Here is a 13,407-nt window from a genome sequence, read left to right on the forward strand (position 1 = left end):
ACCCTTTTTATTTATACGTAAGATATTACTTGTTCATTACGTACATTGTAACTTCAAAACCGAAACGCATTTCAGTAGCAGCTGGTGTTGTCCACATAGTAATTCTCCTTTTATATAAATTCGTCCCGCATTTGCTTAATTACAATTGCATTACGTGATAGAGATATTACGGCTAGCCTGACTTTGTAGCATGACCTTGTTCATTAAAGCAGGCTAGTGAAAATCATTAGAAGCGGCTTTGTTTGTCCGGCAGGGTTTACTTTTTAAATTTCTGTTTTAATTTCTTAATGCCTTTGCGCCCAAACTTTCGCTTAAATGCCACTTTAAAGTCATATAAATAGAGCGATAGTTTGATCTGCAGGGTAAGTTTCCTGCCGATATTGGCGAGATACAAGCCCATAAAGCGTTCACGCCCAGCCCAATGTAGCTTGTTACAAACTCTGGCTAAGTCTGAAATGCGATACTTCATTGCAGTTGGGTGTGTATAAAAATGCGCGCGTGCGGTATCAATCAATGAGAATGCGAGTTGGCGGTTACTTTGTAGCTGCACCAATACATTGCCACCGGATAAATCTCTGAAGAAAGTGCCGGTTTGATGCATGCGGTGCAGGTATTGCGCTAACTGGGTATACGCGTCCTCTGCACGGATTGCATAGTCTTTGTCGGCAAAATGAAACTCTTTATTACCTTTGGCAAAATGTACGAACATTTCCCCTACTGAGCAATCGGCTTTCACGTAGTCGCAGATATAAAAATTCTGTTTGAGCGTTTTATCGCCCGTCTGCTCGAAAAAAGCAACCGGGTGCGCAGTGCTGATGCCGCGTCTTAATAACTCAACAGCGCCATTCCAACTGCGTTTGGCTTTGCTTGGTTTGAATCTATCCAAAAATGCCTTGTGCGGGTACATCTTAATCGGTTGCTTGACGGTGACTTGCGCTTGCGCGTTGCGTGGGTCTGGTAACGCCCATATTGCATTGCGTGCATGGCGCAAGGCGCTGGCTTTTTGCGGGCTAATCAGGTTGCTGGGGTGTAACTGTTCACCAATCAGCAAAGCTTCCTCGGCATTACGGGCCAATATCATGCCAAACCATTGACCTTGGCGGAATGGGAAGTATTGCAGCGCTGCAATATGCGCATGTATAGCCAAGTCTTGTGCAAGGCCACAGCTTTCTTTGATGTTAACCGTGTGGTTTTTGGGCCAGCGTATATAGATTGGTGACTCGCAAACAATGTGGCTTGCTAGCGTTAATGGGTGACCATCACGGTGGATGATTTCACCGGTGCTGATATCAGCTGCTTCATAAATATCTTGCAGCAAGGCCACTTTGCCATTGATGGTCCATAGTGCGTGGATGTCATACTCATTGGTCTGGAAGTGATGAATCTCCAGCCCGTTAGCACTGGAGATAGCCTTGATGTATTTCGCACCTTGAATCATGGCTGTCACGGTTTTGATGGCGTGAAAACTGGCATGGCGCCAGAAGTTATTTACGTTGCCATCTACGCTGGCATAGTGGGTAACGCGCTCCAGCGCAGGGTATTCTGCATCCAACAGGCCATCATCAATCAGGCCTTCGCGGTGGCAGATAAAAGCCCCCCAAAACGCTTGGTCTAGTGCGCCAGAGGCTGCATTCAGGATCATATAACGTGCAGCATAGTCTGCCTGTTTTTGCTCACCATCTGGCAGTAGGCGTTGGATACGATAAATTGCCCAAAATGCCACCGGTGAAATAAAACGTTTAATGCCAAAATCAGTACCAACTTTTTTGAGCAGGCGCGCTTTTTTGACCAGATTGTATTTAAAGATGGTGGCCCAGCGGTATTTCAAGATGCGGTGGTCAAAGCGCTCAGGCTCAGAAACACGTTCTGAAAATAGATTGTTGCTGTGCACATCAGGTAATTGTTGTCGGGCTTTGAGCTGGCTTAATATGCCGATGTTGTAGATAGGCTCAAAGTCGGTGACATTAGGGCCGGCTAGTTCAATATGGTGCTGTTTAATGCTGGTATAAGCAATGTTCCATGCTGCGATAAAGCCATCAGGCGTATAGCCGGTCCAGCGTTTTCTATTGATGGTGTTGCCGATCTCTATGCGCGTAATCTGGCTACCGAAGCGGCTGATTACGTTATCTAGGAAGATTTGCCATGCTGCCTGCTCCGCTTTACTCTCCATGTTTTTGGCATTGCGGAATGGCTGTATCAAGTGCAAAGTGACGTGAAACCCATCGTTAATTAAGCGTTGCAAAAAGCGCGCGTTAAAACTCTCCAAATCACCATAAGTGAAATCAAGGCGTACTTGTTTAATGCCTAATGCCAGTAGTTCGGAGATAACGTAGTCATCCATAGCAGGGTCAGCGGCAGAAGCGACACAAACCCCGATAAAGTTCGCTGGCACCTGATGCTGATTAACAGGCAGGTGCGCGTCTTTTTGACGCATTCTGCCGCTTAAAATGTAGGCCAGACCTTTTCTGATAATAGACCAGGTCAGCATGCTACGTTGTTTAGTTGAATTGTTCATTAATGTTTAAGGTAAATGGTAACGCTGTTCGTTATATAGTAAGTCTGGCAGCAATACGTTGGCCAAAGCGCGCTGCTCAAGCTCTTTGGCATTTGCCGGTGGCGCGACTTCAGTCATGCGCTTAGTCTTTGTGTCATACGTGCCGTGCGCTGGCACTTTACCGGAGCGCAATACCACTACCTGTTTACCTAGCTGGCTTTCTTCCATCCAACCATAATTGTCGTTGTATTGCATCATGGCTCGTCCTGGGGTGTCGGCAGCCAGGCTGGATAAATCACGTCCAGTCATGGGGTGTGCGCCTTGTATGCCCATCAGTGACAGTATGGTAACGGGTAAGTCTAGCTGGCTGGCCAGACCGGTATAGCGTTGCGGCTTGATGTCTGCACCTAAAATAAGTGCAGGGATATGGAAGTGGGTAATCGGCACCAAGGCTTCACCACGCACGCGGATGTCGTGGTCCGCTACCACCAGAAATACCGTATCTTTCCAATAAGGGCTTTGCTGTGCCTTTTTGAAAAACTCACCTATGGCGTAGTCTGCGTATTTCACTGCATTGTTGTCTGTACTTTTAGGTTGTTCATACAACTCAATGCGCCCATCCGGAAACTCGAATGGAGCGTGGTTAGAAGATGAGAACGCCAGCGTGAAAAATGGTTTGCCAGCATTGTGGTGCGCCATGAGCTGTTCGTGTGTTTTATTCAGTAGGTCTTCGTCTGAAACCCCCCAACTGCCAGAAAACACAGGGTTTTTATAATCCTTTTGATCCACAATATGATTAAAGCCATTGCCTAAGAAAAAGCTGCGCATATTGTCAAAATGTGACTCACCACCGTAGATAAATTCGGTGTTATAGCCTTGTTTTTCTAATAATGCGGCAATGCTGAAAAAGTTCTTTTGTGATTTTGACAGTTTGACCGTGCTATCCGCCGGGGTAGGCTGGAAGCCGGTAACGACAGCCTCAATACCGCGTACGGAACGGGTGCCGGTTGCGTACAGTTGTTCAAACCAGATGCCTTGTTCTTTCAGTCTTTCTAAGTTGGGCGTGACCGGAACGCCGCCTAATGACTCTACAAAGGTCGCGCCCAGGCTTTCCTGCAAAATAATCACCAGATTCAGTGGTTTGTCACGTTTTTGGCTAGGGTGTAGCGTGGTGAGTGTCGGAATATCTGTATCTTTAGCGCCGGTGATGCTGAATATTTCTTCACGCGGCATTTTGCCGTAGATGTCGCTAGACTTAGTTTCTTTCATTAAATTGTAAGTGGCATAAATCACGGAGTAGCCAGAGTTAAGGACCAGGCTGTTGACCATATTATCTGCCGTGATAGCAAACAAGGCTGGGTTGGCAGGACGGTGACCTAAAGTGGAGCGTATACCCAGAGCCGCTAAAATCACGATAAGCGGCCACACCAGCCAGACTCTTGTATTAGACCAGCCAGATGACATAGTGAGCCACGGGCGCATAAATTTACGCACTAACCATACGGCTAATGCCACTGCACCTAATGCGCTAAAGATTTCCAGCTTAAAGCCGCCCCAAAGCATGCTAAATACTTCGTGTGGGTATTTAAGGTATTCCACAAAAATTCGGTTAGGGCGTACATCATATTCACTAATAAAGCCGGGCGTAGCGGCTTCTAAAAACACAAGCAGCACCAGTGCAATGCTTACCCAAACATAGCTGAATTTTTGCCAAACCTTGAACAGTCGCTGCGTTGCCAATATAGGCGAGAGTAGTAATGGTATAAAAGCAACCAAGCAGAGCTGAATCATATCTACACGTATGCCTTGCAGCAAAATTTCCGCTAGCTTACCTGTGCTCGTGACGCGCTCAAATTTCCATAAAACCAGCCCCAAGCGACTTGCAGACAAAATTGCCAAACCCAAGATGAGCATGGCAATCAATGGTGCAAACGGGCCTAATTTAGAAGAAAGCTTCCAGATGGATAGGTGTAGTTTTTTGATTAAAGGCATGAGCGTGCAGACAATAAAATAGTTTTGCTATTATAAGGTTAAAGATATTTTTATGCCTGATGTTTAGAGGCGTTTATGACGGGGTCTTAGCCAACTGATAAACGCCTGCAAGTAAACAGGCTGTCGAATGCATAAATACATCATGATGATGACATTGAGCAGTGCTGTGACTAAAAACAACTGTGGAATGTTCAATCCCATATTGAAAACCTGCACTGAAAATAACGCCGAAGTCACCATGAACAGTGCATTGAGAATGTTATTGGCTGCAATCACGCGTGATTGATGGCTTTTCTCCGCGCGGGTTTGGATGAATGCGTACAGTGGCACGATATATAAACCACCAAAAACACCAATCAATGCGATATCTGCAAGTAAGCGCCAATAAGTGAGAATTAAGCCCCCTTCTGCATCGTAGTGTTTTGCAATAAACGCTACATAATCAAACAAGGCTTTATTGTTCAAGCTTTCATAGATGCTTACACTGGAAAAATATAAATCAACACCGAATACGGTTAACCCGGACGCACCAAATAGTACCAGACCAAGCTCCACCTTCCCCTTAGAAAGCTTTTCACACATCAGTGAGCCTATGCCTATACCCAATGAAAAAATTGACAGTAATAAAATGAATAGGCTTTCATCCCCGTGCAGTATGTTTTTTGCAAAGTTAGGGAATTGCGCCAATAGCGTTGCACCATAAAACCAGAACCAAGAAATAGCAATAATGGTGAGCCAGATGGCTTGGTGCTGCCAGATAAACTTGATGTTTCTGTAGGTTTCGGTGATTGGGTTCCAGTTGATGGTCAGGTCTGGCGCGGCCGCCGGTGAGTTTGGTACGCCGCGGCTAGTCCAGTAGCCCAGTATGGCGATGCCTAACACGGTGATGCTGGTTAATGTGGCATGCCCGTTTTGCATGGCGAGCCACGCACCCAGTACTTGCCCAAGTAAAATCGCCACAAAACTGCCCATTTCCACCATGCCGTTACCACCCACGATTTCATGCTCGTTCAAGTGTTGCGGTAAGTAGGCATATTTCACTGGCCCAAACAGTGTGGAATGCATGCCCATCATCAATAACGCCGTGGCTAACAGCCAGATGTTATGCAGAAAAAAACCTGCACTGGCAAATAACATGATGCCTATTTCAAACACCTTAACTAAGCGGATGATTTGTGACTTTTCATATTTGTCTGCTAATTGCCCCGCCGTGGCCGAGAACAGAAAAAATGGCAGAATAAACAAGCCCGGTAGCAAAGTCGCAAGTGTGCTGCCGTCTATGGAGGTGAGTTTAGCCGTGTGAAATGCCACCAGTGTGATCAGTGCAGTTTTAAAAACATTATCGTTAAATGCGCCTAAAAACTGGGTAAAGAAAAATGGACGAAAACGTTTTTCTCGCATCAATTGAAACTGGTTGCTCATGGGTTTGGCCTTTTGTTATTGGATTTATTTTGAATCTTTATTGGGTATAGAGAATATGTTGGCTAGCTATGTATTTGTCGTGGCATTATCAAAAAATGCTCTGGTTTCAAAAACTTTGCGACCAAAACTAGCGCCATTAAATTGGATGAGTCGTTTTACGGCAAAATCAAACATTAATGGATTGTAATCGCGCAAGGTTTGTAGGAATAATAAGTGTGATTCTTCTAATAGTCCCGCACGCATCAATTGTTTGATGGAAATTAGGGGCATTATGCCTGGTAATGGATAGTCAGAACCGTTGAGTAGGCGAGCATGCCAATCTGGGCGTTGCAGTAATGGTTTAATCACCCAAGCATGATTAATTAAAGTAATGGCTGATATCTCACCGAATGCTAGCTTTGCATAAGCAGTCGTATCCATGATTCTTGTAAACAGCTCAAAACTTTTGATAGTTTTTCCGTGGTTATCCAAATCCTCGTCATGACCATCACTTGCGCAGTGTGCAAGTACCACACGTACCCCAGCATCCAGCGCACGCCTCATGTGTAATGGATTGCCGAAAGACTGGTCACCGCCCTGCACTGCGCTCTCACGTCCTGTATGGCTAATTATAGGCAGGTTTAGTTCGGCAAGCTTTTGATAGAACTTGTCACACTTGGGCGAACTGGGATCTATACCCATACCAGAAGGCAGCCATTTAATTGCACGTGCGCCGTTAGCTTTCGCACTTTCTAATGTGTCTATAGCATTTGGCCGATAAGGATGGATAGACGCCACCCATTCAAAGTATTGCGGATATTGTTTGGCAATGCTCGCAGCATAGCTGTTAGGAATATGAAAGATAGAGTGCGCTTTTTCAGGCTCGCCTTGTGCGTTGTGCGTCCAGTCAAACGCAAATAACATAGTTTTGTAGCCAGCAGGCATGTCAGCGGACAAATCTACCATGCGGGCGATGAAGGTTTCATCTTCGTGGTCACTAGTAATACAGCCGCCATTCATGTAGAAATCTTTTTGGATTTTCAAAATGGGGTGTGACCAGCTATCCATATCCGGGTTGTACCTCACACCACTACCGCTATTGCCTGTGCCGATAATATGGGCATGGGTATCCCATACTTGTGCGGCATCTATATCCGCCCATATTTTCTGCATCAGTGGATGCTGCTTTAATTCATCCGGTATATGGCTGAAACATGGGTTGGTAAAGCCTGATTCCGGCCAATATCTCGCCCCGGCAATCGTAAGGCCGCTGGCACCAATGGCTGATAGCCCAAGTAAAAATTGTCTGCGGTTCATCATTAATTATTTTTTACGTAATTTTTGGAAAATATTTCGCACGCCTAGCAGCGCCAATATCAAAATGACTAGCCATGCCATTAAGCCATAGTAGGCAGGGCGAGTTGGCTCAGTTGGTGCATTTTTGTCTTTTAAATTGTCAGGAAAATGACGTGCGCCTACCGGGATAATTTTCCATTGCGACATATCCGCTGGAGTACGTTCAATATACTCATCCAAAGAAGCAACGGGTGCCAGACCCATGGCTCGAGAAGAAGGAAATTGCGGGATATGCACATAAATAATCGCTTCAAGGTCTTCTGCCAGTTGTTTTTCAAATGCGCTATTCGCCTGATTCTTAGCAATACGACTCAATAAATCATTACCTATACTTTCAAATGCGACAAAAGGATATAAATTGGTTTGTTCTGCGCTCAGGTAGTCATATGCTTTAAGGCCACTTTCCAAGCTCATATCGCTCAGTGCTTTATATGGCAGTGCAGCAAAGGCTTTTGGTAAATTGGTTGCACCAAGCTTGGGGATATTCCATTCAAGCGAGCGTAAAGTTTCCAAATTAATACCAGCGCAATTGACCCCGGCGTGACGGTATAAGAAATCTTGACGGTAAAAATGCTGCATGACGCGGTTAACTGCACTTTGATAGGTGGCTGCACTACGATCACTTTTTAGTACCGCCACCAGCATATAGGATGGACGGTACCAAGACTGGCCACTATTTAAATCACCTTGATAGCTATCCATCGGTAAACTGGCGGCAATAATACCTTTTTCGCTAACGGAGCCTAGGTTGTAGAAGTTATTGACCAGCCAATCATGCCACTCACCCTGTGCACCAAAGCGGCCGGTAGCAACTGCGAAGTGGCCACCATGCGCTTCATCATCGTCACCCTGTGCGCCATTAAGTACAAAGCTCAATACAGACTTGTTTTGCAAGCTAGTCAGATTAGGATTTTTATACAAAATACGCGCAGAAAAAGGTGCTGATGCACCACCATTTTGTTCACGTATTAAACTGGCAATCGTTTCCTGATTTGCAAGTGGTTGGTAGGGGATTTGATTCAAATCTAGGTTGTAATCCAATGGCCAAATACTGCGTGCAGTAAAATGGGTTTGATTCGCCGTGCCTCGCATGACTAAATTGCGACCAGCGAAATGCTGTTCACTAGCATTGCTGTAGTAAGACTGATTGCTTTGGATTTTTGGTGTAATCGATAGCTGAATTTTGCTATTTTCACTTTCCAGAAATTTTCCATCTCGACTGAGCTTACCCACAGCAACATGTGGCGAGCCTAGCCATACCAAAGGCGGCATAGTGTTGGTTACTGGTTGGCGTTTAGCCCATTGTTTGACATCATCTTGAGCACTTAAACTTGGATCAAAACTGTGTGCGTTGCTCAGTGGTATGGCAATGGTTTCCTGCTCGAAAAACCAGGATGCTTGCGGCGTTATCGCGCAATTCTTGCAAGCGCCCTGATTCAGCTGGAATTGATTGGTGCGGTAGAGGCCTAGCAAATTATTTTCGTTTAATGCATTACTAAAGGGACTCTCTGCTACGCTCGTTAAACTATATAAAGTCGTGATAATCGATACGCCAATAGCTAATGTTTTAGTTCTTGAATTATTGTTTTTCATTTTCTGTCATCTGCTTCAAAGTTACATAGTCGGTTTTTCCGGTGCCTAATAACGGTAGCCCCTCTATCAGGATAATCTTACGTGCAATGGCAAGTTCTGGGCTGCCTAGTGTTTTTGCACTATTACCTAGCTGCTCTCTGCTGAGTGACTTGTCTGTAGTGTAGAGAATGATATTTTCGCCACGTTGTAGATCTGGGCTGGTCGTGGCCGCATGTTGATGTTGTGGTGAGGCATGGTTGGCAATGCTTTCTACCGTTTCCAGAGAAACCATTTCGCCCGCTACTTTGGCAAAGCGTTTGACGCGACCTTTGATAAACACAAAGCCATCATCATCAATTTCTACAATATCGCCAGTGTTATACCACTGGTCTTTTGGTGCTTGTATGACGCCGGGATGATCAAATAAATAATAACCGCGCATCACGTTTGGCCCGCGCACCGAGAGCAAACCACCATGCTCAATACCGGGGACACTTTCTAGTTTGGATTCTAGGCTAGGCATCAGCGTGCCTACTGAGCCTAGTTTGTTGGCCATCGGCGTGTTCACAGCAAGTACTGGAGCACATTCGGTAGCGCCATAGCCTTCTAGTATGCGGATACCAAATTTATCTACCCAGGTTTTACGCACCTCTTCGTTGAGTTTTTCTGCACCAGCGACTACATAACGTAGTTTATAAAAGTCATACGGATTAGCGAATTTTGCATAGTTAGCTAAGAAAGTGCTGGTACCAAACAGCACAGTACAGCCGCGGTCGTAAATCACCTCTGGGATCACGCGGTAATGTAATGGTGATGGATAGACAAATAGTTTACTGCCCGCAACTAGCGGCATGATTGCGCCGCAAGTAAAGCCAAACGCATGGAACAGCGGTAGCACCATCATGAATTTGTCTTGCATGGAAAAATCAATCACGGATTTAATCTGTGCAATATTCGCCAAGATACTAGTGTGCGTATGCACGACTCCCTTGGGTTTTCCTTCGGAGCCGGATGTAAACAGCACGACAGCAGGGTCATGTGATTGACCTTTATTGACAGCCAGTCTAGGTAGCCATAATGCAAAGCCCATTAGCCATAATTTATCTACCCAGGTGAATTGTTTGAATAGCTCTTCAAGATAGACAATGTTGATATTTTTTAAGCCGGAGATGACCTCTTCCAACTTGGCGGTTTTAATGAACTCACGAGAGCTAATGATGGTTTTAACACTGGCTGCAGTACAGGCATTTTGAATGCCAGCGCTGCCTGCGGTGTAGTTCAGCATTGCGGGCACCCGGCCAAAGGCACTCATGCCAAATATCAGGCAAATCGTATTAGTGACATTGGGCATGAGTACGCCAATGTTTTCATGCTTGCTGCTGATTTTGTTGGTGAGCCGTCCTAAGGCAAGGCTCTTTTTCAATAAGTCCCCATAGCTTTCCTCAACTTGACGCATGTCTTCCACGAGCATGGTGCTGCGTCCGTAGGTTTTAACCGCATCGAGAAATGCACTAAACAAGGTGCTGATAGGCACCGAACTAAACAGCATATTTTGCATTTCACGGCGCATGGCGTCACCGGCTAGTCTGCGTCTGGCTTTGGCGGTGTGTGCTTGTGGCATGCTAATGTGGCGTATCGGCAAGATGCTGATGGTGACTTTGGGAAATAACCTTCTTGGGTGGCTGCCACGGAGGCGGCTAAAGTAAGAGCGGGCTGCACCGTCAATGCGCACCGGTAAAATCATCGCGTCTGTTTTTGCGGCAACAAAGCCGGGGCCATCATAGACCTTCATTAATGAGCCGGTGAGCGTGATGCGCCCCTCGGGGAATATCACCACAGGTTTGCCAGCTTCCAGCAACTTAATGACTTTTTTCATGGCGAGCGGTGAGGTCGGGTCTACCGCCAAATAAGGAGTAAGGCGTAATATTTGTCTAAATAGCCAATGGTTCAGTACGGTGGTATGCACTACAAACGTGGCACGAATCGGCAAAAATAAGCCTAGTAGCAAGCCATCTAAAAATGATTCGTGGTTTGCAATAATCAACAACTTGCCTTGTTTTGGTAGGTTGGCAACTCCAGAGACATCTACTCTGAAAAGAATGCGGCAAACCAGTTGTAACAGCGTTGCAATCATATTTTCTCCATTTGTTATTAGGTTTCGTTTTGGATGTAATGCAGTACTTGTTGCAGAGCATTGGCAATTAGCGGGCTATTAATCCAGAAAAAGACTTCTTTGCCTATTTTTTCTGACGCTAACACGCCTGCGCGATGTAATACTTTTAGGTGATGCGTCACTGCGGTGCGGCTGAGTGTGGTGGTGGAAACAATTTGCATAATGTTCAGTTTCTCACCCTTTTCAAAGGCAAGCAGAATCAGTTGCCGATGCTCATCACCTAACGCGATGAAAATATCCGCGGTATCTTTAAAGCTAGTTGGAATTTCTGTCACACTCTTCATAACTAAATAATTAGTTATTTAGTTATGAAAGTCAAGCGGATTTTATATAAAGCGAAGTTGATTCATAAGCTAATAGCTAGACATCCGCAATTCCGCTTAGCAAGACTTGAAATTCTAACGCTGATTTATACTGCGGCAGTGATATCACCATGCGGTTTTGAACTATTTGGCTTTGGCCTGTCCAATCAGCACGGTTTTGATTTGCTGGTTTTATTTATTCAGTTGCCGGCTGGCGCTAGCAACGCGCGATTATTGACAACATTTTAGTCGTATGTGATTGAATCATTGTTAAAGTGGTGCTTTTGATATAGTATGTTTCCAAATAATTAAGCGTCACTTTGCTTAATATTTATACAAAATCAGGATTGTACAAACAACCTTATGGACCAAAACTTAAATTCAGTAGCGTTTAGAATCAGACTGTTATCACTAACAGTGCTGATTGCTGTGCTCGGATTTGTTTTTCTGGCCCAGTTCTCAGATAGTTCTTCATATAACGACGATGCGCCGCGCTTACGTGTAGCCGAAATACAGGGCGCAACGGGTGACTCCGAGCCTCCTCCGCAGGATAGGCCGCCGCGGGACATCATGTTGTCCAGCATTGTCTTTATTTTCGCTAGTGTATTTTTTATCTCATTTGTATTTTTGAACGAGGTCTTCCCTCGTTTGACCTTTCTTTCTCACGTACGACCCCGCTCTCCCCCACTCAACTAGTCGGTTTAACATGGGTTGGCATTACGTTGCCGCTCAGATTTAACAGACTGGTCATGTATTACATCTTGCTTTGCATATAGCCGATGCGCACCGCACCCGCGGTGATGATTTTGCGTATGTTTCAAGCACTGAATATGCGTTAAGCCATCGTCTCCAAATCAATTGTTTTACTGACTGTATTTAGCAAAGTCGCCTCTGCTTGTCTGTGCATGTCTCACCTCGTGTTTTTATTCTTGGTGTAATCACAACAATCTAGCGGCTACTGAAGCTGCTAAAACAACATAGTTGAGCTTCAAATCTTTTTTAAATTTTAGAAATTAGAAATTAATATGATTAATAAATTGTTTGTAGCATTAGGCCTTACCGTATTGCTCATTACTGGCTGCCACCATTCAGAAGAGGCAAAAGAGGAGGAGGCCAAGCTTGAGGTCACACAACCTCTACGTAAAGACACCGCCATTGTTAAAGAGTATGTGAGCCAGATTCATGCGTTCAGGCATATTGAATTAAGAGCGCTAGAGCGTGGCTATCTACAAGACATTTTTGTAGATGAAGGCCAGGCGGTGAAGCAAGGTCAGCGCATGTTTAAAATCATGCCGAACCTGTACCAAGTGGATTTGCAAAAAGCTAAAGCTGAGGCTGAAGTGGTGCGGATTGAGTATCAAAATACTAAATCCCTATCAGAAAAAAACATCGTTTCCCCAAATGAACTGGCGCTAGCTAGGGCTAGGTTGGATAAAGCCGAGGCCGAGGTTAAGCTTGCACAAACGCATCTAAACTTTACCGATATTAACGCGCCATTTAGTGGTGTGATGGATCACTTCAATGCGCGAAACGGTAGTCTGGTGGATGAAGGTGACTTATTAACTACGCTATCTGACATCAGCAAAATGTGGGTTTACTTCAATGTGCCTGAGTCAGAGTATCTGGATTATAAGATTGCCAAAACGACAAAAGCACCCGTTAACGTTAAGTTGAAAATGGCGAATGGTGAAATGTTTGATCAGCCAGGGGTGATTGAAACCATAGAAGCGGATTTTGACAACAAAACCGGCAACATCGAATTTAGGGCTGTATTTGCGAACCCGAATCAAATTCTTCGTCATGGTGAGACCGGCAATATCCTCATCGACATCCCTTACAAAAACGCCATGCTTATCCCACAAAAAGCGACCTTTGAAATACTGGACAAAACCTATGTCTATGTAGTGAACAAAGAGAACAAGCTGGAGCAAAGGCTGATTACCATCGCTGCTGAATTGCCACATGTGTTTGTTGTGAAAAGTGGCTTGAAAGATGATGACAAGGTCTTAGTAGAGGGTTTGCGCAAGGTACATAACGGCCAGAAAATCGGCGTTAATTTTGTCGCGCCAGAGAAAGTACTTTCACAATTAGAACTTCACGCCGAATAGTGAAAGAAG

General features: G+C 45.0%; 9 protein-coding genes. 1 reads left to right on the forward strand and 8 read right to left on the reverse strand.

From position 1 onward, the window contains the following. Positions 1–25: 25 nt before the first annotated feature. The 8 genes from pqqA to C3Y98_RS02975 form a co-directional block, all read right to left on the reverse strand. Positions 26–97: a pyrroloquinoline quinone precursor peptide PqqA gene (pqqA, locus tag C3Y98_RS12875; RefSeq protein WP_012777389.1), complete on the reverse strand. Its 72-nt coding sequence runs from the start codon at positions 95–97 to the stop codon at positions 26–28. A 159-nt stretch (positions 98–256) separates the two neighbouring features. Next, complete coding sequence (locus C3Y98_RS02945; protein ID WP_135276619.1) at positions 257–2,515, reverse strand: lipopolysaccharide kinase InaA family protein; 2,259 nt, start codon at positions 2,513–2,515, stop codon at positions 257–259. A 6-nt stretch (positions 2,516–2,521) separates the two neighbouring features. Next, positions 2,522–4,486: an LTA synthase family protein gene (locus C3Y98_RS02950; RefSeq protein ID WP_135276620.1), complete on the reverse strand. Its 1,965-nt coding sequence runs from the start codon at positions 4,484–4,486 to the stop codon at positions 2,522–2,524. Between the two features lie 63 nt (positions 4,487–4,549). Next, on the reverse strand, positions 4,550–5,908 hold the full coding sequence (locus C3Y98_RS02955; protein WP_135276621.1) for an MFS transporter: 1,359 nt from the start codon (positions 5,906–5,908) through the stop codon (positions 4,550–4,552). A 66-nt stretch (positions 5,909–5,974) separates the two neighbouring features. Beyond that, on the reverse strand, positions 5,975–7,207 hold the full coding sequence (locus C3Y98_RS02960) for an amidohydrolase family protein (RefSeq protein WP_245234299.1): 1,233 nt from the start codon (positions 7,205–7,207) through the stop codon (positions 5,975–5,977). A 3-nt stretch (positions 7,208–7,210) separates the two neighbouring features. Further along, positions 7,211–8,836, reverse strand: coding sequence for a hypothetical protein (locus C3Y98_RS02965; RefSeq protein ID WP_135276622.1), 1,626 nt, complete (start codon positions 8,834–8,836; stop codon positions 7,211–7,213). Next, a complete protein-coding gene (aas, locus tag C3Y98_RS02970; protein ID WP_135276623.1) occupies positions 8,823–10,949 on the reverse strand; it encodes a bifunctional acyl-ACP--phospholipid O-acyltransferase/long-chain-fatty-acid--ACP ligase in 2,127 nt (708 codons plus the stop codon). Before aas ends, C3Y98_RS02965 begins: the two co-directional genes overlap by 14 nt. A gap of 17 nt (positions 10,950–10,966) precedes the next feature. Beyond that, complete coding sequence (locus tag C3Y98_RS02975) at positions 10,967–11,272, reverse strand: ArsR/SmtB family transcription factor (protein WP_135276624.1); 306 nt, start codon at positions 11,270–11,272, stop codon at positions 10,967–10,969. 1,043 nt (positions 11,273–12,315) lie between these two features. Here C3Y98_RS02975 and C3Y98_RS02985 point away from each other — a divergent pair. Then, positions 12,316–13,398 (forward strand): efflux RND transporter periplasmic adaptor subunit, encoded by a 1,083-nt coding sequence (locus C3Y98_RS02985; protein ID WP_135276626.1) that lies wholly within the window; start codon positions 12,316–12,318, stop codon positions 13,396–13,398. Positions 13,399–13,407 lie beyond the last annotated feature (9 nt).

The sequence above is a fragment of the Methylotenera oryzisoli genome, from assembly GCF_004661485.1.
Taxonomy (GTDB): domain Bacteria; phylum Pseudomonadota; class Gammaproteobacteria; order Burkholderiales; family Methylophilaceae; genus Methylotenera; species Methylotenera oryzisoli.

Bases quoted from the DNA above. Each gene is read 5' to 3' on its own strand.
- C3Y98_RS02945 (WP_135276619.1), bottom strand. From the start codon at position 2,515: ATGAACAATTCAACTAAACAACGTAGCATGCTGACCTGGTCTATTATC.
- C3Y98_RS02950 (WP_135276620.1), bottom strand. From the start codon at position 4,486: ATGCCTTTAATCAAAAAACTACACCTATCCATCTGGAAGCTTTCTTCT.
- C3Y98_RS02955 (WP_135276621.1), bottom strand. From the start codon at position 5,908: ATGAGCAACCAGTTTCAATTGATGCGAGAAAAACGTTTTCGTCCATTT.
- C3Y98_RS02960 (WP_245234299.1), bottom strand. From the start codon at position 7,207: ATGATGAACCGCAGACAATTTTTACTTGGGCTATCAGCCATTGGTGCC.
- C3Y98_RS02965 (WP_135276622.1), bottom strand. From the start codon at position 8,836: ATGAAAAACAATAATTCAAGAACTAAAACATTAGCTATTGGCGTATCG.
- aas (WP_135276623.1), bottom strand. From the start codon at position 10,949: ATGATTGCAACGCTGTTACAACTGGTTTGCCGCATTCTTTTCAGAGTA.
- C3Y98_RS02975 (WP_135276624.1), bottom strand. From the start codon at position 11,272: ATGAAGAGTGTGACAGAAATTCCAACTAGCTTTAAAGATACCGCGGAT.
- C3Y98_RS02985 (WP_135276626.1), top strand. From the start codon at position 12,316: ATGATTAATAAATTGTTTGTAGCATTAGGCCTTACCGTATTGCTCATT.